General features: G+C 67.9%; 31 protein-coding genes. 10 read left to right on the top strand and 21 right to left on the bottom strand.

Annotated features, from left to right (window positions below; translation table 11 throughout):
* Positions 1–2: 2 nt before the first annotated feature.
* Genes OHA70_RS02200 through glgC form a run of 5 tightly spaced genes read right to left on the bottom strand, consistent with a single transcriptional unit; the run spans position 3 to position 5767 of the window.
* Positions 3–419, bottom strand: coding sequence for a RidA family protein (locus tag OHA70_RS02200; protein WP_328327924.1), 417 nt, complete (start codon positions 417–419; stop codon positions 3–5).
* The gene (locus OHA70_RS02205) at positions 416–1921 is read right to left on the bottom strand and encodes a 2-hydroxymuconic semialdehyde dehydrogenase (protein WP_328327926.1); all 1506 of its coding nucleotides are present in this window, start codon (positions 1919–1921) and stop codon (positions 416–418) included. The genes OHA70_RS02200 and OHA70_RS02205 overlap by 4 nt, the downstream gene beginning before the upstream one ends.
* A complete protein-coding gene (locus OHA70_RS02210; RefSeq protein ID WP_328327928.1) occupies positions 1918–3237 on the bottom strand; it encodes an FAD-dependent oxidoreductase in 1320 nt (439 codons plus the stop codon). Before OHA70_RS02210 ends, OHA70_RS02205 begins: the two co-directional genes overlap by 4 nt.
* A complete protein-coding gene (gene kynU / locus OHA70_RS02215; protein ID WP_328327930.1) occupies positions 3234–4544 on the bottom strand; it encodes a kynureninase in 1311 nt (436 codons plus the stop codon). Before kynU ends, OHA70_RS02210 begins: the two co-directional genes overlap by 4 nt.
* Positions 4541–5767, bottom strand: coding sequence for a glucose-1-phosphate adenylyltransferase (gene glgC, locus OHA70_RS02220; RefSeq protein WP_328327932.1), 1227 nt, complete (start codon positions 5765–5767; stop codon positions 4541–4543). Before glgC ends, kynU begins: the two co-directional genes overlap by 4 nt.
* 152 nt (positions 5768–5919) lie before the next feature.
* Between glgC and OHA70_RS02225 the strand changes: the two genes are divergently transcribed.
* Together OHA70_RS02225 and glgA are read left to right on the top strand one after the other, a co-directional pair.
* On the top strand, positions 5920–6372 hold the full coding sequence (locus OHA70_RS02225) for a GNAT family N-acetyltransferase (RefSeq protein ID WP_328327934.1): 453 nt from the start codon (positions 5920–5922) through the stop codon (positions 6370–6372).
* Between the two features lie 155 nt (positions 6373–6527).
* Complete coding sequence (gene glgA, locus OHA70_RS02230; protein WP_328327936.1) at positions 6528–7682, top strand: glycogen synthase; 1155 nt, start codon at positions 6528–6530, stop codon at positions 7680–7682.
* A gap of 110 nt (positions 7683–7792) precedes the next feature.
* On the opposite strand, the gene OHA70_RS02235 is transcribed toward glgA, so the two are convergent.
* The gene (locus tag OHA70_RS02235; protein WP_328327938.1) at positions 7793–9328 is read right to left on the bottom strand and encodes a leucyl aminopeptidase family protein; all 1536 of its coding nucleotides are present in this window, start codon (positions 9326–9328) and stop codon (positions 7793–7795) included.
* A gap of 120 nt (positions 9329–9448) precedes the next feature.
* Complete coding sequence (locus tag OHA70_RS02240; RefSeq protein ID WP_012923066.1) at positions 9449–9616, bottom strand: DUF3117 domain-containing protein; 168 nt, start codon at positions 9614–9616, stop codon at positions 9449–9451.
* 184 nt (positions 9617–9800) lie between these two features.
* Here OHA70_RS02240 and OHA70_RS02245 point away from each other — a divergent pair, with 184 nt between their 5' ends.
* Entirely contained in the window at positions 9801–10631 is an 831-nt protein-coding gene (locus tag OHA70_RS02245) for a PaaX family transcriptional regulator (RefSeq protein WP_328327940.1), read from the top strand.
* A 32-nt stretch (positions 10632–10663) separates the two neighbouring features.
* Complete coding sequence (locus OHA70_RS02250; RefSeq protein ID WP_328327942.1) at positions 10664–11455, top strand: enoyl-CoA hydratase/isomerase family protein; 792 nt, start codon at positions 10664–10666, stop codon at positions 11453–11455.
* 68 nt (positions 11456–11523) lie between these two features.
* Here the strand turns inward: OHA70_RS02250 and snpA are convergent, their stop codons facing one another.
* Positions 11524–12192 (bottom strand): snapalysin, encoded by a 669-nt coding sequence (gene snpA, locus OHA70_RS02255; RefSeq protein WP_328327944.1) that lies wholly within the window; start codon positions 12190–12192, stop codon positions 11524–11526.
* A gap of 192 nt (positions 12193–12384) precedes the next feature.
* On the bottom strand, positions 12385–13287 hold the full coding sequence (locus tag OHA70_RS02260) for a LysR substrate-binding domain-containing protein (RefSeq protein WP_328327946.1): 903 nt from the start codon (positions 13285–13287) through the stop codon (positions 12385–12387).
* Positions 13288–13388: 101 nt separating this feature from the next.
* Here OHA70_RS02260 and OHA70_RS02265 point away from each other — a divergent pair, with 101 nt between their 5' ends.
* On the top strand, positions 13389–14282 hold the full coding sequence (locus OHA70_RS02265) for an MBL fold metallo-hydrolase (protein WP_328327948.1): 894 nt from the start codon (positions 13389–13391) through the stop codon (positions 14280–14282).
* Here the strand turns inward: OHA70_RS02265 and OHA70_RS02270 are convergent.
* The 7 genes from OHA70_RS02270 to OHA70_RS02300 form a co-directional block, all read right to left on the bottom strand.
* Positions 14279–14839, bottom strand: coding sequence for a DNA-3-methyladenine glycosylase I (locus OHA70_RS02270; RefSeq protein ID WP_328327950.1), 561 nt, complete (start codon positions 14837–14839; stop codon positions 14279–14281). The genes OHA70_RS02265 and OHA70_RS02270 overlap by 4 nt on opposite strands.
* Positions 14836–15003, bottom strand: a complete 168-nt coding sequence (locus OHA70_RS02275) for a hypothetical protein (RefSeq protein ID WP_328327952.1) — start codon at positions 15001–15003, stop codon at positions 14836–14838. Before OHA70_RS02275 ends, OHA70_RS02270 begins: the two co-directional genes overlap by 4 nt.
* On the bottom strand, positions 15003–15872 hold the full coding sequence (locus tag OHA70_RS02280; RefSeq protein ID WP_328335022.1) for a DivIVA domain-containing protein: 870 nt from the start codon (positions 15870–15872) through the stop codon (positions 15003–15005). Before OHA70_RS02280 ends, OHA70_RS02275 begins: the two co-directional genes overlap by 1 nt.
* Before the next feature lie 109 nt (positions 15873–15981).
* A complete protein-coding gene (locus OHA70_RS02285) occupies positions 15982–16851 on the bottom strand; it encodes a TIGR00730 family Rossman fold protein (RefSeq protein ID WP_328327954.1) in 870 nt (289 codons plus the stop codon).
* Positions 16852–16895: 44 nt separating this feature from the next.
* Complete coding sequence (dapE, locus tag OHA70_RS02290; RefSeq protein ID WP_328327956.1) at positions 16896–17957, bottom strand: succinyl-diaminopimelate desuccinylase; 1062 nt, start codon at positions 17955–17957, stop codon at positions 16896–16898.
* Positions 17944–18645: a VOC family protein gene (locus tag OHA70_RS02295; protein WP_328327958.1), complete on the bottom strand. Its 702-nt coding sequence runs from the start codon at positions 18643–18645 to the stop codon at positions 17944–17946. The genes dapE and OHA70_RS02295 overlap by 14 nt, the downstream gene beginning before the upstream one ends.
* On the bottom strand, positions 18642–19262 hold the full coding sequence (locus OHA70_RS02300) for a CGNR zinc finger domain-containing protein (RefSeq protein ID WP_442913866.1): 621 nt from the start codon (positions 19260–19262) through the stop codon (positions 18642–18644). Before OHA70_RS02300 ends, OHA70_RS02295 begins: the two co-directional genes overlap by 4 nt.
* Before the next feature lie 55 nt (positions 19263–19317).
* Here OHA70_RS02300 and OHA70_RS02305 point away from each other — a divergent pair, with 55 nt between their 5' ends.
* From OHA70_RS02305 to OHA70_RS02315, 3 genes are read left to right on the top strand one after another with little or no spacing between them, the layout of a single operon-like run.
* A complete protein-coding gene (locus OHA70_RS02305) occupies positions 19318–19863 on the top strand; it encodes a pyridoxine/pyridoxamine 5'-phosphate oxidase (RefSeq protein WP_328327962.1) in 546 nt (181 codons plus the stop codon).
* Positions 19860–20510, top strand: a complete 651-nt coding sequence (locus OHA70_RS02310; RefSeq protein WP_328327964.1) for a maleylpyruvate isomerase family mycothiol-dependent enzyme — start codon at positions 19860–19862, stop codon at positions 20508–20510. The genes OHA70_RS02305 and OHA70_RS02310 overlap by 4 nt, the downstream gene beginning before the upstream one ends.
* Positions 20511–20521: 11 nt before the next feature.
* Complete coding sequence (locus OHA70_RS02315) at positions 20522–20860, top strand: TraR/DksA family transcriptional regulator (RefSeq protein ID WP_328327966.1); 339 nt, start codon at positions 20522–20524, stop codon at positions 20858–20860.
* Between the two features lie 19 nt (positions 20861–20879).
* Here OHA70_RS02315 and OHA70_RS02320 read toward each other — a convergent pair whose 3' ends face one another.
* Both OHA70_RS02320 and OHA70_RS02325 read right to left on the bottom strand, forming a co-directional pair.
* A complete protein-coding gene (locus OHA70_RS02320; RefSeq protein ID WP_328327968.1) occupies positions 20880–21506 on the bottom strand; it encodes a carbohydrate ABC transporter permease in 627 nt (208 codons plus the stop codon).
* Between the two features lie 89 nt (positions 21507–21595).
* Positions 21596–21973, bottom strand: coding sequence for a carbohydrate ABC transporter permease (locus OHA70_RS02325; protein WP_328327970.1), 378 nt, complete (start codon positions 21971–21973; stop codon positions 21596–21598).
* On the opposite strand from OHA70_RS02325, the gene OHA70_RS02330 reads away from it, so the two are divergent.
* A complete protein-coding gene (locus OHA70_RS02330) occupies positions 21873–22157 on the top strand; it encodes a PfkB family carbohydrate kinase (RefSeq protein ID WP_328327972.1) in 285 nt (94 codons plus the stop codon). The genes OHA70_RS02325 and OHA70_RS02330 overlap by 101 nt on opposite strands.
* Before the next feature lie 49 nt (positions 22158–22206).
* Entirely contained in the window at positions 22207–23208 is a 1002-nt protein-coding gene (locus OHA70_RS02335; RefSeq protein WP_328327974.1) for a LacI family DNA-binding transcriptional regulator, read from the top strand.
* A gap of 126 nt (positions 23209–23334) precedes the next feature.
* Here OHA70_RS02335 and OHA70_RS02340 read toward each other — a convergent pair whose 3' ends face one another.
* From OHA70_RS02340 to OHA70_RS02350, 3 genes are all read right to left on the bottom strand, one after another.
* On the bottom strand, positions 23335–24117 hold the full coding sequence (locus OHA70_RS02340; protein ID WP_328327976.1) for a DUF3800 domain-containing protein: 783 nt from the start codon (positions 24115–24117) through the stop codon (positions 23335–23337).
* 74 nt (positions 24118–24191) lie between these two features.
* The gene (locus tag OHA70_RS02345; RefSeq protein ID WP_328327978.1) at positions 24192–25382 is read right to left on the bottom strand and encodes an MFS transporter; all 1191 of its coding nucleotides are present in this window, start codon (positions 25380–25382) and stop codon (positions 24192–24194) included.
* A gap of 62 nt (positions 25383–25444) precedes the next feature.
* Complete coding sequence (locus OHA70_RS02350) at positions 25445–26254, bottom strand: MerR family transcriptional regulator (protein ID WP_328327980.1); 810 nt, start codon at positions 26252–26254, stop codon at positions 25445–25447.
* Between the last annotated feature and the right edge of the window lie 25 nt (positions 26255–26279).

Consider the following 26279-nt stretch of genomic DNA (forward strand, 5'->3'; position numbering starts at 1 on the left):
CTTCACCTCTCCTTGACCGCTGCGACTGCTTGGATCTCGATCAGTAGCTGGGGATGCGGCAGCTGATGCACCGCGACCGTCGTCCGGGCCGGCCCACCCTCGTCGAAGAACTCGCCGTAGACCTCGTTGTACCCACCGAAGTCGTTCATCGACACCAGGTACGTCGTCACGCTGACCACGTCCTCCAACCCGGCCCCGACCGCGCTCAGGATGTCCCGGATGTTCTCGAGCACAGCCCGCGTCTGCACCCGGATGTCCAGCGTCGTCGTCCCGAACTCATCCACCGACGCCCCGGCAATCGTATTGTCCGGCAGTCGACTGGATGTCCCCGATACAAACGCGAACCCGCCCGCCACCTTCACATGCGGGAACCGCCCGCGCGGCGTCGCCTTCCCCGCCACCACTTTCGCGTCGCTCACGACAACTCCACGCAGACGTTGGTCAGTTCCGAGTAGAAGTGCAGCGAGTGGTTGCCGCCCTCGCGCCCGATACCGGAGAGCTTGGTACCACCGAACGGCGTGCGCAGATCCCGCAGGAACCACGTGTTGACCCAGACGATCCCGACATCGAGCGCCGCCCCGGCCCGATGCGCCCGCCCGACGTCCCGCGTCCAGACCGTTGCCGCCAGCCCGTACTGCGAATCGTTGGCCAGGGCAAACGCTTCGTCCTCGGTGTCGAACGGGGCGATGTGGCAGATCGGACCGAAGATTTCCTCAGTGTTGGTGCGCGCCCCAGCGGGCAGCCCGGTCACCACGGTCGGTTGCACATAGCAACCGTTGTCGCGAGCGTCGCCGAAGGACGGAACACCGCCGCCGGTGAGCACTTCGGCGCCTTCGGCTCGCGCCAGGTCGTAGTACGAGAGAACCTTGTCGCGATGGGTCTTGGAGATCAGCGGCATGTTGACGGTGGCCTCGTCGGCGGGCCAGCCGAAGGTGAGTTCGGCGGCGCGGGCGGCGAGGCGGGTACTGAACTCCTCGAAGACCGGGCGTTCGACGTACAGGCGTTCGGTGCACAAGCAGACCTGGCCGCCGTTGGTGAAGACCGAGCGGACGGATCCCTCGACCGCCGCGTCCAGGTCGGCGTCAGCGAAGACCAGTCCGGCGTTCTTACCGCCCAGCTCGAAGGACACGGCCTTCACCCCGTCGGCTGCGACCTTGGCGATCGCGGAGCCTGTGGCGGACTCGCCGGTGAAGGTGATCGCGTCGACGCCCGGATGCTTGGTCAGAAACTCACCGGCCGAGGACGGCCCGAAGCCGTGCACAAGATTGAAAACCCCATCCGGTAATCCGGCAGCCGCCATCACCTCGGCGAGAACCGTCGCCGACGAGGGCGTCTCCTCCGAAGGCTTCACCACCACAGTGTTGCCACAGGCAAGCGCCGGCGCCACCTTCCAGGTGAGCAGCAGCAACGGCAGATTCCACGGCACGATGATCGCGACGACCCCCACCGGCTTCCGCACCGCGTAGTTCAACGCCCGCCGCCCATCAGCCAGCGTGGTCGTGAACGACTCGGTCGAAGCAGTAGTCGCAAAATCCGCGAACGACCGGAAGTTGGCCGCACCTCGCGGGATGTCGAGCGTCCGCGCCTGGCTGATCGACTTCCCGGTATCGCCCACCTCGGCAGCCACCAGATCGTCGAAGCGCCGCTCCAACTCATCAGCCACCCGCCGGAGCACCACCGCCCGCTCCTGCTCGCTCATCCGCCCCCAGGGCCCTTTCAAGGCAGCCCGAGCAGCGTCGACGGCGGCATCCACGGTCGAGGCATCAGCCTCGGAGACGTCGAAGATCTGCTCTCCGGTCACCGGACTGACTTTGGCGAACGTCGAGCCACCCTCGACAAAAGAGCCACCGACAAAATTCCGCAACAACCCAACAGACGACGGCTGCCCGGTCAGCAGGCCAGGCTGCCACAAATCACTCATCGCGAGCCCCGGCCGGAGCGGGCGATCCGGGCGGCGGCGCCGATCACGCCTGCGCCTAGGAGGACGGCGGCGGCCAGGAATTGGTGTTGGCGGTGGACTCTTTGCTGGACTTCGGCGTACGGGGTGGTGGAGAAGGAGACCAGTTCGTAGCGGGAGACGTAGCGGCCGGGGAGGGCTCGTTCCAGGGCATGTTCGATTTGTTTGCCGAGGCGGAAGACGGGTGAGGTGACCTTGTCTCGCATTTCTACGAAGTTGTCGAGAGCCATGGCCGCGATGGCCTCGGTGTTTTCTCGGCGGCGGTGTTCGTACAACGGCAGGGCTCTCGCCCAGGAGCCGCCGGTGTCGGCTAGGCAGCGGTCCAACTCGACTACGTCTTCGAAGGCGCAGTTGGCGCCCTGGCCGTAGAAGGGGACGATCGCGTGGGCTGCGTCGCCGATCAACGCGGTACGGCCGTGGGCTTGCCAGGGTTGGGCGTGGACGGTGCCGAGTACTCCGACCGGGTTCTGCAGGTAGTCGTCGACCAGTGAAGGTGCCAACGGCAACAAGTCGGGATAATGCGTACGGAAATGCGCCTCGATCGAGATGCGGTTGCTCAGGGCATCGAAATCGCCGGCCGGCCAGAAGAGCGTGCAGGTGAAGGAGCGATCCGGGTTCGGCAACGCGATCATCATCGACGTGCCGCGCGGCCAGATGTGCAACGCACCGGGATCCAAGGCGAACGAGCCATCCACCGCAGGGATGCTCAACTCCTTGTAGCCGTAGTCGAGGAAGTCCACCGACTCCCCCACAGCGCCTTCGGCCAGCAACTGCTCCCGTACTGCCGAGCCGGCCCCATCAGCACCCAGTACTACGTCCGCCGACACCTTCACCTTGCCGGTCGGCGTCTCGAAGACCATCGACCCGGTGCACGAATCCAGCTCCACCAGCCGATGCTCGAAGAACACCGAGACCCCGGGAGCCGCAGCCGCCGCGTCCAGCAGCGCGTTGTTCAGCGTCCCGCGGCTGATCGAGTTGATCGCCCGGTCCCCCGACGCGCTGTACTGGTGAAAGTCCAGCTCACCGGCGACGGGATGGATCATCCGCCCCTTCATCGGCAGCGCGTCGGCCATCACCGAATCGACCAGCCCGATCCGGCGCAACGCGTCCAGCCCGCGCTCGGAGATCGCCAGGTTGATCGACCGGCCCCGCTCGGGTTGCCCCGCTCGCGGGTCCGGGCGGCGTTCGTACAGGGCGACCGACAGCCCGCGCCGCGCCAGATAACACCCGAGCAGACTGCCCGCCAGGCCGGCACCGACGATGGCTACACGTTCAGTCATGCATTCTCCGGAACGGCTTGAGCCAGCGCCTCCACTGCACGCCAGCAGTCGTGGTACAGCGAATAAAGGGGTACGGGGGCAAGCCGCAGTACGTCGGGTTCGCGGGCGTCGGCGATCACGCCGTGGTCGAAGCGCAGCGTCTTGGCCAACGCGCCGGCCCGCAGCCCGCCGCCGATCCGCAGCGAGAGCTGAGCACCCCTTCGCGAAGGATCGGTCGGCGTGATCACCTGCAGAGGCCGTGTCGAGGTGATGCCGGCGAGCAGCTTCTCCAGGTACGCCGTCAACCGCAGGCTGCGCTCGCGGAGTACGGAGATGCCGACCTTGTCGAAGATCTCGAGCGAGGTCCGTACCGGGCTCATCGAGAAGATCGGCGGGTTGGACACCTGCCACGCGTCGGCCGACGCCGGCGGCCGCGACTCGGCAGCCATCTCGAACCGCGACGCCTCCTCTGTACTCCACCAGCCCTCGAACCGCGGCAGGCCACTGGCCAGATGCCGCTCGTGCACGAAGGCGCCGGCCAGCGCGCCCGGACCCGAGTTCAGGTACTTGTACGAGCACCAGGCGGCGAAGTCCACGTCCCACTCGTGCAGCGCCAGCGGCACGTTGCCGACGGCGTGCGCGAGATCCCACCCGACCACGGCACCCGCCGCACGACCGGCAGCGGTGATCGTCGGAATGTCCATCAGCTCGCCGGTCAGGTAGTTGACGCCGCCTAGCAGGACCAGGGCGACGTCCGGGGCTGACACGGCGGCGAGCACGTCTTCGGTGTGCAGTACGTCCTCGCCAGCTCGCGGGCTGAGACGGACCACCGCGTCATCAGGTGAGTAGCCGTGGAACGCGGCCTGCGAGCGTACGGCGTAGCTGTCCGACGGGAAGGCCGCGTCCTCGATGACGATCTTGAAGCGGTCTGCTGTCGGCCGGTAGAAGGAGACCATCAGCAGGTGCAGGTTGACCGTCAGCGAGTTCATCACGACGGTCTCGGTCGGCAACGCACCAACCAGCCGAGCAGCCGGCTCGGTCAGCAACCCGTGGTACGGCAACCACGGGCGCGAGGCGTCGTGGTGCCCCTCGACGCCCCAGCGTCCCCAGGAGTCGAGGTCCTCCATCAGCTCGACCCGGGTCGCCTTCGGCCGCAACCCGAGCGAGTTGCCGGCGAAGTACGCAACCTCCGGATAGCCCCCGGACTCCACCGGCGGAATGTCGAACAACTCCCGCCACCCCGGATCGCCCTCGTCGAGTGCGACCGCAGCAGCCTCGGCCTCCCCCGGATCCACAATCCAGTCCGGTTTCACCCAGTTCGGGGTCACGGTTCGATGACCGTGTCTTTTCCGATGGCTGTCACGCCGCCCTTGCTGACGGTGAAGCCGCGTTCGCGGTCACGGTCCGGGTCGATGCCGATCTCGACGCCGGCCGGCACGATCACGTTCTTGTCCAGGATGACGTTCTTCAGGACGGCGTTCGCGCCGATCTTGCAGTTGTCCATGATGACGGCGTTCTTGATGTTCGCGCCCGCGAGGACGATCACGTTGGCGCCGAGTACCGAGTGGTCGACGGTGGCGCCGGAGATGATCGAGCCGGCGCAGACGATCGACTCGCCGATGGTCGCGTTGTCGGTGAACTTGGCGCCGGGCAGCTGCGGGTGCGAGGTGAAGATCGGCCAGTCGGAGTTGTACAGGTTGAAGACCGGCTGGATCGAGACCAGGTCCATGTGCGCCTCGTGGTACGAGTCGAGCGAACCGACGTCGCGCCAGTACGACCGGTCCCGGTCGAGCGCGCCCGGTACGTCGTTGTCCTTGAAGTCGTAGACCCCGGCCTTGCCCTCGGCAACCAGCATCGGGACGATGTCGCCGCCCATGTCGTGCCGCGACGCCGGGTTGGCGGCGTCCTTGCGGAGCGCCTCCACCAGTACGTCGGTGCTGAACACGTAGTTGCCCATCGACGCGAAGGTCTCGTCCGGCGAGTCCGGCAGGCCGGGCGGGTCGGCCGGCTTCTCCAGGAACTCCGCGATCGTGTGGCCGTCCTCGGCGGTCTTGATCACGCCGAACTCGGACGCCTCGACGCGCGGGACCCGGATCCCGGCCACCGTCACGCCGTTGCCGCGCGCGATGTGGTCGGTCACCATCTGGGAGACGTCCATCCGGTACACGTGGTCCGCACCGAACACGACGATGATGTCGGGTTTGGCGTCGTTGATCAGGTTCATCGACTGGTAGATCGCGTCGGCGCTGCCCTGGTACCACTGCGGGCCGAGCCGTTGCTGGGCCGGCACACAGGTGACGTAGTTGCCGAGGAACGTCGACATTCGCCAGGTGATCGTGACGTGTCTGTCCAGCGAGTGCGACTTGTACTGCGTCAGCACGCACAAGCTGCGGATGCCTGCGTTGACCAGGTTGGACAGCACGAAGTCGATCAGGCGATAACTGCCCCCGAACGGCACGGCCGGTTTGGCCCGGTCCGCCGTGAGCGGCATCAGCCGCTTCCCCTCGCCACCGGCCAGCACGATTCCCAGAATTTTCGGTGCCTTCGCCATGTCCGCACCTTAGCTTTCCAAGACCCTTTGCATAAGACAGTTGAGTGTGTCGTGACACTAGGTGCATGCCGATGCTCGTCGAACCCACCACTGCTGTTCACCGATCTTTCCTCGAAGCTTGGGACGAGCTGAGGTCTTCGGAGGAGCGCTGGATGGGTGCGAGCGGGTTCCGCGAGCGCTGGAGCCGGGAGCGGGCCGAGGACCCCGCCGAGTTCGCGCGGATGGTCGAGGCGATCCGCGCGGACGCTGACGAGAGCGTTTCGCCGCCGCCCGATCTTGTGCACCAGACAACCCTCTGGTTCGTCGACGACGGCGTCGAGTGGCTCGGGCGGCTGGCCATCCGGCACACCCTGACGCCGCCGCTGCTCGAGCTCGGCGGACATATCGGGTACTGCGTACGCCCCTCCGCCCGGCGCCGCGGCCACGCCACCCAGATGCTGCACCAGTCCCTGCCGATCGCCGCCCGGCTCGGCATCGATCCCGCCCTGGTCACCTGCGACGCCGACAACGAGGCCTCCCGCAAGGTCATCCTCGCGGCCGGCGGCGAACAGGAAGACGAACGCCACGGCAAACTCCGCTTCTGGGTCGCCACCCGGATGTCGTGAAGCCCCCACCGCGACATTTCAGGGGTTAACCCCTGAAATGGTGGGTTGCCTGCCCAGGTTCTCGCTAGGCAACCCACCAGCTCAGGGGTTAACCCCTGAAATGTCGGGCTGCTGGGAGCGGGAGGTGAAGGGGTGGTGTGGCTTATGGTCGGGGGATGAAGATCGCGATCCTGACGCGTGAGTTTCCCCCCGACGTCTACGGCGGGGCTGGGGTGCATGTGGACTTCCTCGTCCGCGAGCTGCACAAGCTGCTCGACGTCGAGGTGCACTGCATGGGAGAACCACGGGCCGGCGCGATCGCGCACTCCGAGGACGATCCACGCATCCCGCACGCGAACGCGGCGCTGCGTATCCTCTCGACCGACCTGACCATGACGGCGTCTGTGGGCAGCGCTCAGCTCGTCCACTCGCACACTTGGTACGCGAACATGGCCGGGCACTGGGCCAAGCTCCTGTACGGCATCCCGCACGTGGTGACGGCCCACTCGCTGGAGCCGCTGCGCCCGTGGAAGGCCGAGCAGCTCGGCGGCGGGTACCGACTGTCGAGTTGGGCGGAGCGTACGGCGTACGAGGCTGCTGATGCCGTCGTCGCGGTCAGCAACTCCACCCGGGACGACATCCTCGCCAGCTACCCGGCGATCGACCCGGCCAAGGTGCACATCATCACCAACGGCATCGACTCGGACTTCTACCACCCGGACCCGTCGACGGCAGTGCTCGAGCGCCTCGGCGTCGACCTCAGCCGGCCGTACGTGACGTTCGTCGGCCGGATCACCCGCCAGAAGGGTGTACCGCACCTGCTGCGCGCCGGGATGCAGCTCGACCCGTCAGTGCAGCTCGTACTGCTGGCAGGCGCGGCCGATACCCCCGAGCTGAAGGCCGAGACCGACGCCCTCGTCGACGAGCTCAAGGCCACCCGCGACGGCGTCTTCATCGTCTCGGAGATGCTGCCGCGCCACGAGGTCCGCCAGGTGCTCACTCACGCGCTCGCGTTCTGCTGCCCGTCGGTGTACGAACCGCTCGGCATCGTCAACCTCGAGGCGATGGCGTGCGAGACCGCCGTCGTCGCCAGCGCGGTCGGCGGCATCCCCGACGTGGTCGTCGACGGCGAGACCGGCACCTTGGTCCCGTACGACGAGAACGACCCCATCACCTTCGAACGCCAACTGGCCGAAGGCATCAACGACCTGGTCGCCAACCCCGGTAAAGCCGAGGCGATGGGCAAGGCCGGCCGCACCCGAGCCATCGCCGACTTCGGCTGGGACGCCGTCGCCAACCGCACCGTCGAGCTGTACCAATCGCTGATCTAGAGAGCGGACCGCCAGCACACACCAACCCGGCAAGAACTGCGTGCCGGCGGCAGCGCTGAGCGTGAGCCAGCTGAGGTCGGCGAGGTTGGTGTGTGGCGGGCGTCCGGGTCTTAGCCGATTCCGGCGGTCGGTGCTTCGCCTGTCAGCCAGGTGGTGAGCAGGCGGGCGCCGGCGCCGGTGGCGCCCAGGGAGTACTCGTACTCGTCGCGCGGTGATTCGGCGATGCTCGACAGGTCGAGGTGGGCCCAGGGCAGGCCGCCGGTGAAGGCCTTCAGGAAGAGGGCGGCGGTGATCGAGCCCGGTCCCTTCGAGCTGTTCACCGAGTCGGCGATCGGGGTCGAGATCAGGTCGGTGTAGACGTCCGGCAGCGGCATCCGCCACAGCCGCTCGCCCGACACCTCACCCGCGCCGGCCAGCTGCGCCGCGAGCCCGTCGTCGGTGGCGAACAGTCCGCCGTACAGCATCGAGCCGAGCGACACCTTGATCGCGCCGGTCAATGTCGCGATGTCGACGATCGCGTCGGGCTTCAACTCGTTGACCGCATAGGCGAGCCCGTCGGCGAGTACCAGCCGTCCTTCGGCGTCGGTGTTCTTGACCTCGGTCGTCCGGCCGCCGTAGTGCCGGATCACGTCGTCCGGCCGGTACGCCGTGCCCGACGGCATGTTCTCGGCCGAGCAGATCAGCCCGGTGACCTTGACCTGGGCACCCAGCTCGCGCAGGGCCGACATCGTCGCGATCACCGAGCCGCCCCCGGTCATGTCGCGCTTCATCGACACCATGCCCTCGCGCGGCTTCAGCGACAGGCCGCCGGTGTCATAGGTGATGCCCTTGCCCACCAGGACGACGTACGGGGTGTTCTTCGTCGCGCCGGCCGGCGTGTAGTCGAGGCGGATGAAGCGCGGCGGCCGGGTCGAGCCCTTGCCGACCGCGAGGATGCCGCCGAAGCCGTCGGCGGCGAGCTGCTTCTCGTCCCACACCTTGACCTCGAGGCCGGTCTGCGCGGCGAGCTCGGTCGCGCGGGCGGCCATCCAGGCCGGGTCCTTCTCGTTCGAGGGGGTGGTGGCGAACTCGCGTGCCAGCCACCCGGTCCGGCCGATGACCAGGCCGCGCTGGACCACGGCGGCGCGGTCGAGGTCGGTACCGTCCGTCAGCACCACCCGCTCGACCAGCGGCTTGCCCACGTCGACCGTCTTGCGGGTGAACGTGAACGACCCGAGCGCGATCCCCTCGGCGAACGCCTGGAGCCCCTCGTCGTCGATGCCCTCAGCAACGACCGTGGTCAGCTCGTCCTTGCCCCGGCCGAACCGCGCGATCGCCGCACCGGCGTGTCGCAGCTCCGCCGCGGTGCCGTCGCCGGCGCCGACCAGCAGCACCTCGGTGACCTCACCGGTCAGCAGCGGGTACGCCGCGGTCGCTCCCGCCGCCGCGCTGAACCCTGTCGCGCGCTGCGCCTCGAGCAGCCGGTCGAGGTCAACCCCGAGCCGCTCACCAGCCTCCTTGGCCGCGGCCGGCAGACCCGCCTGGCCGGCCACGATCACCCAGGTCCGCGACCCGTGCACGGGGAGCCCCGGCTGCCAGACGACGGCAGGCAGAGTCGGGAAGCTGTTGCGGGCGCTGCTGCGGCGAGCCACCTTGGTCGTCCTCACTGTTTTGATCAAAGGAAAGTGTCGATGTCACCGTAACGACCCCGGCCGGTGCCGGAAACGGCACCCACCGGGGTCGTGGAGTTATGGATGCACTCACCTGGAGCACACCGGAGAATCGGATCAGCCGACAACGGCTTTGAGCGCGTTCCCCAGCTCGGTCGCCTCATCGGCGTTCAGCTCGACGACGAGCCGACCGCCGCCCTCGAGCGGAACCCGCATCACGATGCCCCGGCCCTCCTTGGTGACCTCGAGCGGACCATCGCCCGTCCGCGGCTTCATCGCCGCCATGCGCGCACCCCTTCCCTCATTGGATACTGCCCTCTTCGGTGTTGAGCGACGACACCACGCGGGCCCTCCGTCGCCGGTGCCCGTGCGGTGATGCGCCGTCGGCGCGCATCGCAAAGTGTGTATCTCGACCCATTATCCCCGATCCTGGGCCAGAGCCGTGCACCATACGGCAGACTCAGGTCTCGTGCATGCCCGTTCAGCCCTCTTCGACCTGTACGGCGACCACCTGCGCGCGCGTGGAGCGCAAGCACCGGTGGCCGCTCTGGTCCGGCTGCTTGCCCCACTGGGTGTACATCCACCGGCGGTCCGGACCGCCGTGTCGCGGATGGTCCGGCAGGGCTGGCTGGAACCGGTACGGATCGACGGGCAGCCCGGTTACGCGTTGACGTCCCGGGCGCGTCGCCGCCTCGACGACGCCGCGGTCCGGATCTACCGAACCGAGGCCGACGGCAACCTTCCGCCGGACGGTGAGAGCCACCCCGCCGACCCACCGGGCGGGTGGGACGGGCACTGGCATCTGGGCATCCTGCGCGAGGTCCCGAACGCCCGCCGGCGCGAGCAGCTGGCGAGCCAATTCGCCTTCCTGGGTTGGGCTCCGCTGTCCGACGCGGCCTGGGTCGGCCTGCGCAACGACGCCGAGGTGGACCAGATCCTCGGCCTGGAAGGGATCGCCGCCGACCGGTTCCGGGCGCCGATCGACGACGACGCGGCCGAGTTCGCCCGCCGGGTCTGGAAGCTGGACGAGCTCGGCGCGTCGTACGACTCCTGGCTGAAGGACGCGAAGGCGCTGGTCGACAGCGCCGGCGACGACCTCACCGACGAGCAGGCGTTCGCCGTCCGGTCGGAACTGCTGCACGAATGGCGCAAGTTCCTGTTCCTCGATCCCGGCCTGCCGGCCGAGCTGCTGCCCACCGATTGGGCCGGTACCAGGGCGGCCGCGTTCTTCGACTTCCACGCCACCCGGCTGGGCCACGCGGCCGGGCGTTTCGTGGACAACTGCCTGACCGTTCACTGATCTTCTTCACCGAGTGTTGGGAGCCCGCAACGATGAGTGACTCTGTTCTGTACGACGTGGCCGAGGGCGTCGCGACGATCACCCTGAACCGGCCGGACGCGATGAACGCGTTCGACACCCCGACCAAGGTGGCGCTGCGGGACACGGTCCAGGCGGCCGCGGCGGACGACGCCGTCCGGTGTGTCGTGCTGACCGGCACCGGCCGTGCCTTCGGCGTCGGGCAGGACCTGAAGGAGCACATCCGGCTGCTCGCGGCGAACGACACGGACGCGCTGTGGAGCACGGTCCCCGACCACTACGCGCCGATCGCGCTGGCGCTGGCCGAGATGCCGAAGCCGGTGATCGCCTCGGTCAACGGGGTCGCCGCCGGGGCCGGCGCGTCGATGGCGTTCGCCTGCGACTTCCGGGTGGTGGCCGAGACGGCGGGCTTCAACTTCGCGTTCGCCGGGATCGCGCTGAGCTGCGACACCGGCATCTCGTGGACGCTGCCCCGGCTGATCGGGACGGCGCGTGCTACCGAGTTGCTTTACTTCCCGCGGACGATCCCGGCCGCTGAGGCGCTCACGCTCGGGCTGGCGACTTCCGTAGTACCGGCTGAGGAGCTCGTTTCGGCGACGGCCGAGCTGGCGACGAAGCTCGCCAATGGGCCGACCGTCGCGTACGGATCGATCCGGCAGTCGATCGCGTACTCCGCGACGCACACGCTGGCCGAGTCGCTCGCCTTCGAGGGCGGCAAGATGCAGCTCACCGGCGACACCGAGGACCACCGCAACGCGGTCGCGTCCTTCGTCGCGAAGGAGAAGCCGACCTTTCACGGCAAGTAGTCCCCGCACGTACCGCGGCCCGGAAACCCACCTGGGGTTTCCGGGCCGAGGCGCTGTTCAGCTGAAGATCAGCGGATGGTCTGGAAGGTGCTCAGACCGGTCTTGCCGTTGGCCCACAGCTGGTTGACCCGGTTGCGCTCGTTCGTGTTCGGGTAGGCGTTGGTGCAGGACGTGCCGGGGCCGCCACCGGACATCAGCTCGCTGCACGGACCGGAGTAGTGGTCCGGCAGGCCGAGCACGTGGCCGGTCTCGTGGGCGACGATCCGGGTCTTGTTGTACTGCTGCGCCTGGGCGAAGTCGATGAAGATGTAGCCCCGGCCGTGGCCGTTGGTGGACGCGTAGGACCCGCGCGGGTCGTTGCCCTGTGTGTAGTAGAAGTCGTACGAGCCGCTGGTGACCTGCTGCAGCTTGACGTTGGCGACCGACGAGTTCCAGATCGACGTCGACTGCGAGATCTGGCTCGAGAACGACGACGCGTTGTTCCGGTACCGGACGGTGACCGCGGCGAGCTTGTTGCCGCTCTTGGCCTGCTTGGCCGTCGCGGACTTCATCACCGCGTCGTAGAACGCCTTGTTGGCGGCCGCTTCGGCCGGCGAACCGGCGTAGGTCGAGACGGTGGTCGCCTCGGCGCGCTCGGGGGCGGGAGCGGCGGTCGCCTGGCCGGCCGCGGCAGCGGAGAAGCCGAGGGCGGCGGTGGCCAGAACGGCCAGGGAGGAGAGGAGCTTGCGATGGGGCATGGGCGGGCCTCATTCGTTTCTGGGGCGGAGAGCGATCCGTGGACTACCGAACGCGACTGACCCAGAAGAGATACCAAGTGGCGGCATTTTCCGCACCAGGACGGTAAATAACCGAGGGTATTCCTGCACCCACCCTTGGTTATTCCTGAAAAGCCTCCGGGTAACCCGGCGTTTGAGACCGCTCACAGAATCTCAGCGGTAAAGGGTGGCGGCGATCCGGGCGAGCGAGCGGATGGGCGGGGTTCGGTTGGTACTCGACCAGGCGAGCACGAGATGGCTGGGTTGGCGATCGCTGAGCGGCACGATGGTCAGGCCCGGCGGAAGGTCGTGCCCGAGCGGCGCGATGCCCACGGTGCCGTTCCAGAGCACGGACTGCATGCATTCGTGAACCGTCCGCACGATGGGGCCGCCGCGGCTGTCTCCGCGATGGCGGTCGGCGTCGCGGAGACGGTCGGTGGCACGCGCGCCGATCGGCTCGCCGGTCCAGTAGGCGCGCCAGCGGGGGTCGGCGCCTTCGGGGAGGCGGAACCAGGGGCGGTCGGCCAGGTCGGCCAGGGTGAGCGACTCACGGTCGGCCAGGGGGTCGTCGGTTCGTAGGACTGCGCCGACCGGGTCGGAGCGCAGGACCTGTGTTGCGATGCCAGTGTCGTCGAAGGGCGAGCGGGTGATGGCGACATCCACCAGGCCGGTGCGCAGGCCGATGGTCGGGTCGGTGAAGTCGGCCTCGTGGATTCGCACGGTGATACCGGGGTGCTGTTCGCGGAAGGCGGCGATGAGGTCGGGGCCGGCCTGCTCGACACTGTCGCCGAGCGTGCCGATGGTGATCGTGTCGGCGCCCGCGGCGATGGCGACTCTCGATCTCAGTTGGTCGAGCTGCTTGAGGAGGAGTCGCGTTTCGTCGTACAGGGCGCTGCCTGCGGGAGTGAGTGTGACGCCTGCCGGGGAGCGGGTCAGCAGGACGGCGCCGAGGTCGGTCTCGAGTTGTTTGATGGCGCGGCTCAGCGGCGGCTGGGTCATCGCCAGCCGTGCGGCGGCGCGGCCGAAGTGGAGTTCCTCGGCGACGGCGACGAAGTAGTTGAGGGTCCGCAGGTCCATCACCAGCGACGATACCCGGAAGGTATCGGGGCATCCGGACTGGACTTGGACGACGGCCGCTCCCCCGCGCTGAACTGAACGGGACGCGAAAGGAGTCCTGAATGGACCTGCACGACCTGGAGTTGCCCGAGCCGATCGTCGATGTCGCCGGGGCGCGGGAGATCGGCCGCGATCTGGTGGTGATCCCGGACCGGAGTGTGCCGCTCGTCCCCAACATCGGCGTGATCGGCGGTACGGAGGCGGTGCTCGTCGTGGACACCGGGATGGGGCCGCGGAACGCGGAGCAGGTGCTGGAGTTCGCGCTCGAGTACGCCGCCGGGCGACGCCTGTACCTGACCACGACGCACTTCCACCCCGAGCACGCGTTCGGCGCCGCGGTCTTCGCGGGCGAGGCGAAATACCTGGTCAACCAGGCCCAGGCGGACGACCTGGCGGTCAAGGGACCTGGGTACCTCGAGATGTTCCGTGGATTGGGCGAGACCGTCGCGCAGGCGCTGACAGGTGTCGAGCTGGTCCGGCCGGACACCGTCTACTCCAACAGCTACGCCCTGGATCTCGGTGGGCGGGTGGTCGAGTTGCGGGCTACTGGCCGCGCTCACAGCAAGGGCGATCAAGTGGTGAGCGTGGATGACGTGCTCTTCACTGGCGACCTGGTCGAGGCGGGGCAGTTCGCGATCTTCCCGTGGTTCCCACCGCATGATGTCGACGTGTCGGGGACCCGGTGGTTGGCGGTGATGCAGAGGCTGGCCGATGCCGAGTCGGTGCGGACCGTCGTACCGGGGCATGGTGAGGTCGGTGGCGCTCAGCTGCTGGCTGATACTCGCGACTACCTCGAACTGCTCCGGGACGAGACCTGGCGCCGGCGCGACTCGTCCATGGACGAGGAGACGATCGTCGCCGAGGTCACCGACGTGATGCTACGACGTCATCCCGACTGGACCGGCCAGGACTGGATCGCCTCAGGCGTTCACTGCCTCTGCGCGGACCACGGCTAGCGGGCGATGCAGTCCGCCAGGTGGTCGTTGACGATGCCGGTGGCCTGCATCAGGGCGTAGCTGGTGGTCGGGCCGATGAAGACGAACCCCTTCTTCTTCAGGGCTTTGGCCATCGCGATCGACTCCGGCGTGGTGGCCGGGACGTCGCCCATCGCCTTCGGCGCCGGGCGATCGGCGGGCTGGAACGACCAGAGCAGCTCGGTCAGCTCGCCGGGCTCCAGCGCGAGCAGGGCGCGGGCGTTGGTGATGGTGGCGTTGATCTTCAGCCGGTTGCGGACGATCCCCGGATCGCCCATCAGGCGGTCGAAGTCCTTCTCGCCGTACTCCGCGATCCGCTCCGGGTCGAACTGGTCGAAGGCTTTGCGGAAGTTCTCCCGCTTCCGCAGGATCGTGATCCAGGACAGGCCGGACTGGAACCCCTCGAGCGTCATCCGCTCGTACAGGCCGTGGTCGTCGCGGATCGTCTTGCCCCACTCGTCGTCGTGGTACGCGATGTACTCCGGCGCGGAGGTGGCCCAGCTGCAGCGGGGTTGCCCGTCGGGGCCGATCACGGTCATCGCGCGACCACCGCGGCGAGGCGCTTGAGCGAGATGCGCATCATCAGCTCGAAGGCGGGGCGGATCAGCGGCCAGGCGGTACGGCCGTTCCAGTCCATCAGCGCGTCCCAGGCGGCCTGCGGGTCGAGAGGCAGGTCGATGGCGGCTTCGGCGTGGCAGGACATCAGTTGGGTCGCTGGACGGCGCTCACATCGGGTGCGGCGCTGTGCCGGCCGCGCGACTGACCATCCGCATCGGTCTCGTCCTCGTCGTCGTCAGCATCGGAGTCTGGGTCGGCCTCAGCGGGCGGGGTGGCGGCGGCGTTCTCGGCGAGGACCTCTTCGGAGTACTCGGGAGGGGGCTCTTTCGCCGTGAACCAGGACTCCGGTTCGGCTTCCTCCGTGGTGTGGACGAGCTCCTGCAGCATCGGCGGAAGCGGCACCGGAGCCTGCGGCTGGCCGTCGAGCGCAGACGCCGGCTCCTCCTCGAACCAAGACTCAGCCGGTACGTCGTCAGCCGCCGGCGCAGCAGGTGCCTCCGTGCTGGCCGCTGCGGTGGGTTCAGCAGGTGCCTCGGCGGTGGTTGCCGCTGGGGTTGCCTCTGGCTCGGAGGCAGCTGCGGGCTGCTCAGCGGGCTGCGCTGGGACCGCGGCTTGTTCGGAGGTGGGGAAGTCGCCGCCTACGAGGATGGGCTTGTTGTAGCCGGTGTCGTCGAAGTCGGCGGGCTGGTAGTCGGCGCGGGCGGTGAAGCCGGCGCCTTCCGGGCCGTGGATGATCGGGCTGACGGCTCGCTCGAGGTCGGCGATCCGGCGGTCCCGTTCGGCCACCTCGCGGGCGACCCGTTCGAGCAGGGTGTCGACCTCGTCCATCCGGTAACCCCGCAGGCCGACGCCGAAGCGGGCCGTCTCGAGGTCGTCGGCGGTGAGCGCTTGCCGCGCCGGCACCGTCATATCCGGCCGGTCGTCGTACGCCGGGGCCATCGCGCCCCACCGTCCGGAGGCAACGACGGCAACAGCCCCGATCAGGAGCACGACAATCAGCCCGAAGAACCACATCACGTGACCGATCGTGCCATGCCGACGGACAACCCCGCACAACCACGGGCCGGTCGCCGGTTGTCAACCCCCAGTTTCACCCGCGGCACCAGCCGGGCCGACCCACGAATCAGCTGCCGTCCGAGCCGAGCCGACGGGTCTCGCGGCGCTCCCGGGCCTCGGGGCTGTCGGCCTCGGCGACGTCGCGGGCGGCGGCCGCGGCAGCCTCCTCAGCGGCCGCGTCGGCCATCTCGCCGGCCTTCACGATGTAGCTGATCGCCTCGTCCACGTCGTCGGTGATGGTGAACATCTCCAGGTCCGCCGCCGAGATCTTGCCGTCGGCAAGCATCGTCTCGCGCAGCCAGTCGGCCAGCCCGCTCCAGTACGACGTCCCGAACAGCACCACCGGGAACGACGTCACCTTACGCGTCTGCGCCAGCGTCAGCGCCTCGAACAGCTCGTCCAGGGTGCCGAACCCGCCCGGCATCACGACGAACCCCTGCGCGTACTTCACGAACATCGTCTTGCGGGTGAAGAAGTACCGGAAGTTCATCCCGATGTCGACCCACTCGTTCAGCCCGTTCTCGAACGGCAGCTCGATGCCGAGCCCGACCGACATCCCGCCGGCCTCGGAGGCGCCCTTGTTCGCCGCCTCCATCACACCCGGCCCGCCACCGGTGATCACCGCGTACCCGGCCCCGACGAGCTTGCGCCCGAACTGCTCGGCCGCCGCGTACATCGGGTCCTCGGGCTTGGTCCGCGCCGATCCGAACACGCTGATGGCCGGCCCGAGCTCGGCCAGCATCCCGAAGCCCTCGATGAACTCCGACTGGATCCGCAGCACCCGCCACGGGTCGGTGTGCACCCAGTCCGTCGGCCCGCGGCTGTCCAGCAGCCGCTGCTCGGAGGTCGAGTGCTGCACCTGGTTGCGGCGCATCACGACAGGCCCCCGCTGCTGCGAGCCCTGCGGACGGTCGGGGTGGATCGATGGTTCGGTCATATGTCCAGATTAGTGGGCGCCCGCACCAGAGACCGGTCGAAACCCTACGACGTCAACCAAGTCCTCAACCGTTGTTCACACTGCTCGATCTCCGCCTCGGGCACGAACTCGTCCTGCTTGTGCGCGTACAACGGGTCGCCCGGCCCGTAGTTCACGGCAGGCACCCCGAGCGTCGTGAACCGCGCGACATCGGTCCAGCCGAACTTCGGCTGCGGCTCACCCCCGACCACCTGCAGGAACGCGGCCGCCGCCGGCCGCTCCAGCCCCGGCAGTCCGCCCGGCGCGGAGTCGGTCACCACCACGTCGTACCCGGCGAAGACCTCACGCACATGCGCCTCAGCCTCGGCCTCCGACCGGCTCGGCGCGAACCGATAGTTCACCGACACCGTGCACAGATCCGGTACTACGTTCCCCGCGACACCGCCGCTGATCGCGACCGCGTTGAGCCCCTCGCGGTACTCCAGCCCGTCGATCGGCACCCGCCGCGGCTCGTACGCCGCCAGCCGGTTGAGGATCTCCCCGGCCGCGTGGATCGCGTTCTTGCCCATCCACGAACGAGCCGAGTGGGCCCGCTCGCCACGCGTCGTCACGTCGACCCGCATCGTGCCCTGGCAGCCGGCCTCGACGACTGCGTTCGACGGCTCCATCACGACCGCGAACACACCCTCCAGCAGCTCGGGATGCGTCTGGGTCAGCTTGAACAGCCCGTTGCGCTCCGACTCGATCTCTTCGCAGTCGTAGAAGACATACGTGATGTCGCGGTTCGGCTCGGTCAGCGTCGCGGCCAGCCGGAGTCCGACCGCGACACCGCCCTTCATGTCGCAGGCGCCGAGCCCGTGGATCAGCCCGTCCGCGCGGCGAGCCGGCAGGTTGTCGTTCAGCGGGACGGTGTCCAGGTGCCCGGCGACGACGATCCGCTCCGCACGCCCCAGCTCGGTCCGCGCGACGACGGTGTTGCCGTGCCGCGAGACGGTCAGATGCGCGTATCCCGACAGCGCCGACTCGACCGCATCGGCCAGCTCCTCCTCGGTGCCGCTGACCGACGAGATGTCGACCAGGGCGGTACAGAGGTCCGGGCCGGACAGGGACAGATCAAGCTTCGCCATCAGAATCCTCGGTCGCTGGTGGAAGGAACACACAGAACTCGTTGCCCTCGGGATCGGCGCAGACGTGCCAGCCGATCGTGTCGTCCTTGGGCCGCAGCAGTGTCGCACCTGCGGCCAGGATCGCGTCGAGGTCGTCCGCTGTGATGTCCCAGTGGATCCGGTTCTTCACCGTCTTCGGCTCCGGCACCGGGTTGAAAACCCAGTACTTGAACGGCAGCCCGGGCACGTCCTCCAGCCAGTACCAGGGCTTGTCCGGCTGATGCCCGACCTCGCCACCGACCACGCCGGCCCACCAGCGCGCCTGTGCCCCCGGGTCGGCCGAGTCCACCACCAGCTCCATCAACCGGTACTCCGTAGCCTTCTCGCGCACGAATCCGCAGAACTCGCCGCCTTCGGGATCGGCCAGTACGGCCCAGTGCTGCTGCTCCGAGATCGGGCTCAGCACCGTCGCCCCGGCGCGCTCCAGTTCCTCGATCGAGGTCGTGTGCACGTCCAGATGAACCCGCTGCTTGACCGTCCGCGGCTCCGCCACCCGATTGAGCCAGATCGTCTTCTCCGGCCGGTTCCCGACCAGCACCTCCGGATTGTCCGCGGGCGAGGTCAGGCCGAGCAGCCGGCCCCAGAACGACGTCATCACACTCGGGGACCCCACGTCGATACACAGGTCCTTGAATCGCCCCAGGCTCATAGATCCGAGGCTAATGCTTGTCCCGCGTGCTTTCGCTGATAGTGACGATTGACGCGCTCACGGTTGCCGCAGGACGGGGAGCACCAGGTCTGGCGCGGGTCGTCCTGGAGGAAGTACTTGACGCAGCGAGCCGCCGGGCAGGCTCGGAGCCGGAGCCGCTCAGGTCCGGCGAGGAAGTCGATCCCCGAGCGGCCGATGGCGCCCACGAGGAGATCCAGCGGGTCGGATGACTCAGGAGACCACCGCGTCACAGGCTCGCCTTCCTCAGGCCAGTCGAGGTGAGCGGTCCCGAGCTTGTCGGCGGCCTCGTTCAACCTCCTCAGGGCCGCGGCCGGATCGAGCAACCTGCTGGCATCGGCCTTGCTCGGCAGCGCCGGGCTGACGGCCCGGGCAAACAACGAACGCACCGCCCGCCGTACGCCGACCAACTGCTCCCGGACGCCGTCGTCGACCACGAGCAGCGAGGCATCAAACGACCGCCCCAGAACCTCCCCCACCAGCGAGGCATTCGCCTGAACCCACGCCTCCGCCAGCTCCACCGTCGCCAGGCCGTCCGCGACGCCACCCTGGCCGTCATGCCGGATGGTCGCAGCTATCTCGAAGGCGAGTGGACCCACGATCCGCATACTATCGCCTCTAACGGCAAAATTAGATCTACCATTAGGCGGATGCATGAGCAACCTCCGGACCCGGCTGCGCGCGGTACCGACACTGACCGGCAAGCCACCGGCTTTCGATCCGGCGCAGACGCCGGGCGAGCCGCACGGGTTGTTCGTCGACTGGCTGACGACCGCGATCGACAACGGCGTACCGGAGCCTTGTGCGACCACGCTGTCCACGGTCGACGAGACCGGGCGTCCGTCGGGGCGGATCCTGATTCTCAAGAACGTGGACGAGCGGGGCTGGCAGTTCGCGAGCAGCGCGGGCAGCCGCAAGGGGCGCGAACTGGCGACGCACCCGCTGGCCGCGTTGACGTTCTACTGGGTGCCGCTCGGTCGTCAGGTGCGGATCACCGGTACTGCGACGCCCGCCGACCCGGCCGAATCCCTGGCTGACCTGATGGCGCGCCCGCCGTCGGCCCGCACGCAGGCCGACTGGACTCTCTACACGCTGGACGCCGACGAGGTGGAGTTCTGGCAGGCCGACCCTGATCGCAACCATTTGCGCCTGCGCTACGACCGGTCATCCGACGGCGCTTGGACGAAGGGCCTGTTGTGAAGCCTCCGATCGAAGCGTCGGTCAACCGACTCAACGCCCTCCTCGTCAACCTCGACGAGCAAGCTGTCCGGGCGCCGTCGGGGCTGCCGGGGTGGTCGCGTGGGCATGTGCTGACGCATCTTGCGAACTTCAGCGAGGCGATGACGCGTCAGGTCGAGGAGGCACTGGCCAGCCGGCTGGTCGAGATGTACGACGGTGGCCGTCCGGCTCGCGATGCCGCGATCGAGGCGGGTGCCGGCCGGTCCGCTGACGAGCTGACGAATCACGTGGCGACGGCGAGCGCCGGGTTGCTGGCCGCTTGGGGCAAGGTCGACGACTGGTCGCGCCCGGTGCTGCATCGCAACAGCGATCTGGCTGCGACCGTCTACGCCGGCTGGCGGGAGTACGAAGTACACACTGTCGATCTCGCGCTGGAGTCCACGTCCGACGACTGGTCCGAGGAGTTCTGCCTGCATCTGCTCGACTTCCTCCGGCCGCGGACGCCCGACGGAGTCCACCTGGTTCTGGACTCGGGCGACATGCGCTGGGAGAACGGCACCGGTGAAGACCTCGTCCTCACCGGCAAGCTGACGGATCTCACCGCCTGGTTCGCCGGACGGCCACATTCGGTCGTCGGCGACCTTCCCGACCTCAACCCCTGGCCCTGACAATCGGAACCGTGGATCCAGAGCTGCGCGCGGCACTCGCCGCCGACCGGGCCGGTACGGCGGAACGGATCGCCGCGCTCACCGCCGACCTGGAGACGATCATGGAGGCGTCCCGCCTGGTCGCCACCGACGACGAGCACGATCCGGAGGGCTCGACGATCGCCTTCGAACGCTCCCAGACGACGACCTTCCTCGACGACGCCCGCAAACACCTCGCGGATCTCGACAGCGCTCTCCAGCGGCTCGAGGCCGATGACTACGGGTACTGCGAGGTCTGCGGCGATGCGATCGCGGCCGACCGGTTGATAGCCCGGCCGGCCGCGCGCACCTGCATCGGCTGTGCGACCTGATCAGCCGACCGTCAGGCACTCACTTCAGTCCGGTGGTCTTCATCGCGTCGACCAGGCGTTTCTGGCCGGCGACGAAGACGACGACGGTCGGGATCGCGGCGATGACCGCGGCGGCGAGGATCAGGTTCCAGGCTGAGGCGTACTGGCCTTGCATGCCGGCGATACCGAGCTGGATCACGCGGAGGTCGGGGTTGCGGGTGATGGTGAGCGGCCAGAGGAAGGCGTCCCAGTTGGCGAGGAAGAACAAGACGGACAGGCTGGCGAGGACCGGGCGGCTCAGCGGCAGGATGACGCTCCAGTACCGCCGCCAGTAGCCGCAGCCGTCGAGGTCGGCCGCTTCCTCCAGCTCCCGTGGGATGTTGAGGTAGTACTGGCGGAGCAGGAAAATGCCGAAGGCATGGAAGATGCTCGGCACGATCAGCCCGGCGTCACTGTCGAGCAGGCCGAGTTGCTTGGCCACCAGGAAGAGCGGCACGAGGATCACCGGCAGCGAGACGAGCAGCGTCGACATGATGCCGGAGAAGATGATCCCGCGCCCGGGGAAACGTAACCGGGCAAGGGCGTAGGCCGCCATCGAGTGGAAGAACAACGCGACTACGGTGACGATGACCGAGACGATCGCGCTGTTCAGCAGGAAGCGCGGCAACGGGATCTTCAGCAGCCCGTACTGGAGATTGTCGAGCGTCCAGGTCGACGGCCAGGAGAGCCAGTACGTGAGCCAGGATCGGGAAGAACCTAGTCCTCATCGAAGCGGCCTCCTCGGGTGACGGCGAACATCACGCCGGTACAGAGGATGAGCAGCCCGACAACCACGGTCGTCAGCGCCGCGGCGTACCCCATGTTGTTGAAGGTGAACGCCTGCTCGTAGATGTAGATGACAACCGTGCTCGTCGCCCGCGCCGGCCCGCCCTTGGTCAGCACGTAGACGAGGTCGAACGCCTGCAGCCCGGTCACCGCGCCGATCGTCGAGTTGACCACGACGAAGAAGCTGGTCGGCCGGAGCAGCGGCCAGATGACATACCGGAACCGCTGCCACGCACTCGCACCGTCGATCTCCGAGGCATCTTCGAGTTCCTTCGGTACATCCTTCAGGCCGGCCAGGAAGACCAGCATCTGGTACACAGTTGGCGCAGGCGACGCCTTTTGCGGGTCACTCGCCGCTTCCCTGGCCACCGGCACGACGCTGGCCGACGCAGTACGCCTCGCCAATGCCGCAGGTGCTCTGGCTACAACGATGGACGGCGCAGCCACCTCCTGCCCCGACCGCTCTGCAGCCGTGGCCTTGCTGGACTCGTGAGATCCTGGTGCCGTCCGGACGGCGGGTAGGCATCCAGCGGGGAGCGAGTATGACGACGATCTACGACGTCGCGCGTAGATCTGGCGTATCGCCGGCCACCGTGTCGCGGGTTCTCAGTGGCCGCCGGAACGTGGACCCGGAGCTGTCCGAGAAGGTTCGCGCGGCGGTGGCGGAGCTCGGCTACCGGCCGAATGGGGTCGCGCGGAACCTGCGCCGGGCCAGCACCAACCTGTGGGCCGTCGTCATCTCCGACATCGAGAACCCGTTCTTCACCTCGCTCGTCCGCGGGCTCGAGGACGTCGCGCAGACCGAGGGCTATCACGTCGTACTGTGCAACTCCGACGAGGATCCGGCCAAGGAAGCGGCGTACGCCTCCGCGGTACTGACCGAGCAGATGGCCGGCGTCGTAATCTCCCCGACCTCCACCGCCGAGGGCGTCGAACTGCTCAGCGGCGCTAAGACTCCCATGGTCCTGATAGACCGTCGGGTCGAAGGCGTCGAGGCCGACACCGTTCTGGTCGACAACGAACACGGCGCCGCTGAAGGCGTGAAGCATCTGATCGACGGCGGCTACCGCCGGATCGCCTGCATCACCGGCCCGCGCCGGGTCAGTACCGCGATGGACCGCCTGGCCGGCTACCGCTCGGCCCTCCGAACCGCAGGTATCCCCTACGACAAGGACCTGGTCCGCCACGCCGACTTCCGCGAGGCGGGCGGATTCGCCGCGATGGAAACCTTGCTCGACCAGCCCGAACCCCCCGAAGCCCTCTTCGTCGCCAACAACCTAATGACCGTCGGCGCCCTCGAATGCCTGGCAAAACGAGGCCTCCGAGCCCCCGACGACATCGCCGTAGTCGGCTTCGACGACATCCCCTGGGCCGACCTGGTAGTCCCCTCCCTCACCACAGTCGCCCAACCCACCTACGAACTAGGCCGCACCGCAGGCCAACTCCTCAAAGACCGAATAGCCACCCCCGGCCGCCCACCCTCCACAGTCACCCTCCGCACAGAACTCCACATCCGAGCCACCTCAGCCCCCAAGAAATCCTGACCTCCCCTGCTATTCTCAGTTCTACGAGGCCTTCGATGGCCGCGGAGAGAACGCCAGGTCTGCTGCCAGACCCTCCCGGTACCCCCGGGCTGCGGCGCTCCGGACCATCGAAGGCCTCGTCGCTCGTCAGAGCCCCTCGCCAGGCCACCACGGGTACGCCTCCATCAACCCCGGGACGGCTATCACCCGCAGCCCATGCCCCCAGCTCTCCCCCTCGCACCTGCGGATCTGATGCCTGATCGCCAGCAAATGATGATGCTCGAACCCACCGAACTCATCCGCCTCCAACGCCGCCCGCAGCATCCCGGCGTACTGGTCAGCAGCCTGCAACCCATCCAGTTGACCCGCACCCAGGAACCTCGGCTTGCTGCACAATAGCTCCCACAGCTCTGCGTCGACCGCACCAGCACGCAGCTTCTCGAAGTACGCCAGGGTGTGCTCGTGTGGGAATCCTCGGACATGCCCGAAGGTCACCACCACGTCGCGGCGACCCCCAGGCCAGGCATTCGCCGTCAGCAAGATCCCCTCGAGGATCAACCCCGCAACGTAGTTGTAGAAGGCAACTTGATCGCCTCGCATCGGGTCACCCGCCGACAGAGCCGCCTTCTCGACGAGCACGAAGTTGACCACCACCCCTTCCACCGCCGCGAGCCGGCCGGCCACGAACTGCCTCCGGGGAAACCTTTTGACGTGCTCGGTCCAGTGCAGTGGCTTCCCCACCGGCACCGAGAGCCGCTGACGACACGCCTCAATCGCCCTGCGCAATGACGGATCATCCTCGTCGCCGATCACCACCGCGACCATCGCGAAGTACCGTGAAGCTTTCCCGGAGGTTCCGCGGTCGCCGGTCTCGTCGATGTAGGCACGAACCAGCGGCCGCTCGAAATACATGCCGAGGACCCTACGCATCAGCCGCGCCCTGGCGAGCGCTTGAACTCGCACCTGTGGATATCTGCCCTCGATCATCCCCAGGCTGCCCCGTACTACTTGCTAGTTGCTGCGTACTTGCGGCGGGGGTCGTACTTGGGGACCCAGTGGGCTAGCCAGGTGGCGCCGAGGGTGGTTAGGGCGCCGAGGGTTAGGGCGGCTGCAGCTAAGGGGGCTGTGAAGGTTATGGCGGAGATGAGGAGGGGGCCTAGGACGCTGCCGGATTCGGCGGTGAAGGTCCAGCCGGAGAGGAACTGGGCTCTCAGTGCGGGTGGGGAGGCGTCGGCGCCCAGGGTTTTGACGATGCCGGAGCCTAGGCCGTTGCCGATGGCCATCAAGGTGGCTACTGCTAGTACGCCGTACAGGGCGGTGGTCAGGGGGAGAGTGAGCATCCCTACACCTAGTAGGACGGTGGAGGGGACGGCGATCCAGACTCTGCCGAAGCGATCCATCACCAGTCCGGCGGGGTAGAAGAGCAGCATCTCGATGCCGTTGGTGATGCCGAAGACGATCGAGGTGTCGGTGGCGGAGAGGCCTACATGCTCGCCCCACAAGGGGATCAGGCTGGTGCGGGCTGCTCGTGCGACGGCGATGATGAAGACGCCGGTGCCTAGCGTCAGGAAGATGCGGCGGTTGTCCCAGAGGACCTTCTTGATCGGTTGTGATTCGGCGGGTTGCGCTTGGCCGGCCGGCTCGTGGGAGAGCAGCAGCAGTACTGCGGCGCCGAGCGAGCCGGCGATGCCGACGGCGTACGCGGCGGCGATGCCCCACCAGTGGCCTGCCGCGGCGCCGAGGAACGGCCCGATGAACAAGCCGATCCGGCTCACTCCGCCGAGTGTCGACAACGCTCTGGCCCGCAACTCGATCGGGACCACCTCGGTGACGTAGGACTGGCGGGCGAGGCTGAACACCGCACCCGCCAGGCCCGCTCCCAGCAACGCGACACCGAGTACGGCGACACTGCCGGCCAGCCACGCCGCGAGCCACGCCATTGCACTGACGATTGCCGCTAGCAACAAAGCCCGCCGCTCACCGACCCGGACCACCAGCGCCCCGGCCGGTAACGAGCCGGCGAACTGACCGATCCCCAGTACGCCGACCAGGAACGCCGCCACCCCGACCGACCCACCCAGCTCCCGGGCGGAGAGCGCGACGATCGGCAGCACAGCGCCCTGGCCGACCGCGTTCAGCACGGTCGGCCCGAATGCCGGCACCGCCACCCGCCACAGACTGAACCGCTCGCTCACCGCGCCAGGCCCTTCAACTCGTTTATCTCGACATCAAGATACACGACTTGAAGATAACCCGGTCAACCTTTTGACTCGGACAGTTTCGTCTCCGCGTAGATCGTCATCGCGTCCCGCAGGTACTCCACGACGCTGTCGTCACCGCCGCCGATGGTCTGCCGGAAGCGCTCGTCGTCGACGTACATCTGACCGAGGGCCTTGTAGGCCTCGTGGTTCGGGGTCCAGAAGAGGCTGGTTACTTCGTAGTGGAGCTGGATCAGTTCTTGGACTGTTGGGTCGCGCACGTCTTTTCCTTGGGCCTTCAGGGCTGCGATTTCTCGGTGGACGCGTTGCTGGCCGGTGCGGGCGAGGTCGGCGTCTTGTTCGGTCCAGTTGCGCATACGTTCGTAGCTGGCGTCGACCTGGTCGTCGCCCCAGCGTTCGCGGGCCTCGGCCTCGTAGGGGTTGTGTTCGAAGCCCTCGAAGACCTGGTCGGGGTTCATCTCTTCTCCTTCGCGGAGGTTGGTGATGGTGGCGTCGACGGTGCGGATCAGTTGGGCCAGGCGCAGTTGCTCGCGTTGGAGCCATTGCTTGTGGCGGCCTAGTACTTCGATCGTGCTCGCGCTGCTCTGGCGTTCGAGGACCTCGGCGACCACGTCCAGGCTGAGGCCGAGGTCTCGTAGCAGGAGGATCTGCTGCAAGCGGAGCAGCTGTTCCTGCTCGTAGTACCGGCGGCCGTTCGGCGCGGTGCGGGCCGGGATCAGCAAGCCGATCGCGTGGTAGTGCCGCAGCGTCCGCGAGGTGACACCCGATTCGCGCGCCACCTCGGCGATCGACCAGGCCACGTCGCTACACCGTCCCTCCACCATCATGCGGCCGGTCCTTCCGGCCACGAAGACGACGCTAGGTGCTACCGCT

The sequence above is a fragment of the Kribbella sp. NBC_00382 genome, from assembly GCF_036067295.1.
Taxonomy (GTDB): domain Bacteria; phylum Actinomycetota; class Actinomycetes; order Propionibacteriales; family Kribbellaceae; genus Kribbella.

Excerpts from the sequence above, each read along its gene's own strand:
- glgC (WP_328327932.1), bottom strand. The coding sequence starts at position 5,767 with ATGGCGAAGGCACCGAAAATTCTGGGAATCGTGCTGGCCGGTGGCGAG.
- glgA (WP_328327936.1), top strand. The coding sequence starts at position 6,528 with ATGAAGATCGCGATCCTGACGCGTGAGTTTCCCCCCGACGTCTACGGC.
- OHA70_RS02305 (WP_328327962.1), top strand. The coding sequence starts at position 19,318 with ATGAGCAACCTCCGGACCCGGCTGCGCGCGGTACCGACACTGACCGGC.
- OHA70_RS02205 (WP_328327926.1), bottom strand. The coding sequence starts at position 1,921 with ATGAGTGATTTGTGGCAGCCTGGCCTGCTGACCGGGCAGCCGTCGTCT.
- OHA70_RS02295 (WP_328327958.1), bottom strand. The coding sequence starts at position 18,645 with ATGAGCCTGGGGCGATTCAAGGACCTGTGTATCGACGTGGGGTCCCCG.
- OHA70_RS02325 (WP_328327970.1), bottom strand. The coding sequence starts at position 21,973 with ATGCTGGTCTTCCTGGCCGGCCTGAAGGATGTACCGAAGGAACTCGAA.
- OHA70_RS02335 (WP_328327974.1), top strand. The coding sequence starts at position 22,207 with ATGACGACGATCTACGACGTCGCGCGTAGATCTGGCGTATCGCCGGCC.
- OHA70_RS02270 (WP_328327950.1), bottom strand. The coding sequence starts at position 14,839 with ATGACCGTGATCGGCCCCGACGGGCAACCCCGCTGCAGCTGGGCCACC.
- OHA70_RS02280 (WP_328335022.1), bottom strand. The coding sequence starts at position 15,872 with ATGTGGTTCTTCGGGCTGATTGTCGTGCTCCTGATCGGGGCTGTTGCC.
- dapE (WP_328327956.1), bottom strand. The coding sequence starts at position 17,957 with ATGGCGAAGCTTGATCTGTCCCTGTCCGGCCCGGACCTCTGTACCGCC.
- OHA70_RS02250 (WP_328327942.1), top strand. The coding sequence starts at position 10,664 with ATGAGTGACTCTGTTCTGTACGACGTGGCCGAGGGCGTCGCGACGATC.
- OHA70_RS02340 (WP_328327976.1), bottom strand. The coding sequence starts at position 24,117 with ATGCGTAGGGTCCTCGGCATGTATTTCGAGCGGCCGCTGGTTCGTGCC.
- OHA70_RS02285 (WP_328327954.1), bottom strand. The coding sequence starts at position 16,851 with ATGACCGAACCATCGATCCACCCCGACCGTCCGCAGGGCTCGCAGCAG.
- OHA70_RS02275 (WP_328327952.1), bottom strand. The coding sequence starts at position 15,003 with ATGTCCTGCCACGCCGAAGCCGCCATCGACCTGCCTCTCGACCCGCAG.
- OHA70_RS02260 (WP_328327946.1), bottom strand. The coding sequence starts at position 13,287 with ATGGACCTGCGGACCCTCAACTACTTCGTCGCCGTCGCCGAGGAACTC.
- snpA (WP_328327944.1), bottom strand. The coding sequence starts at position 12,192 with ATGCCCCATCGCAAGCTCCTCTCCTCCCTGGCCGTTCTGGCCACCGCC.
- OHA70_RS02240 (WP_012923066.1), bottom strand. The coding sequence starts at position 9,616 with ATGGCGGCGATGAAGCCGCGGACGGGCGATGGTCCGCTCGAGGTCACC.
- OHA70_RS02210 (WP_328327928.1), bottom strand. The coding sequence starts at position 3,237 with ATGACTGAACGTGTAGCCATCGTCGGTGCCGGCCTGGCGGGCAGTCTG.
- OHA70_RS02265 (WP_328327948.1), top strand. The coding sequence starts at position 13,389 with ATGGACCTGCACGACCTGGAGTTGCCCGAGCCGATCGTCGATGTCGCC.
- OHA70_RS02330 (WP_328327972.1), top strand. The coding sequence starts at position 21,873 with ATGACATACCGGAACCGCTGCCACGCACTCGCACCGTCGATCTCCGAG.
- OHA70_RS02225 (WP_328327934.1), top strand. The coding sequence starts at position 5,920 with ATGGGTGCGAGCGGGTTCCGCGAGCGCTGGAGCCGGGAGCGGGCCGAG.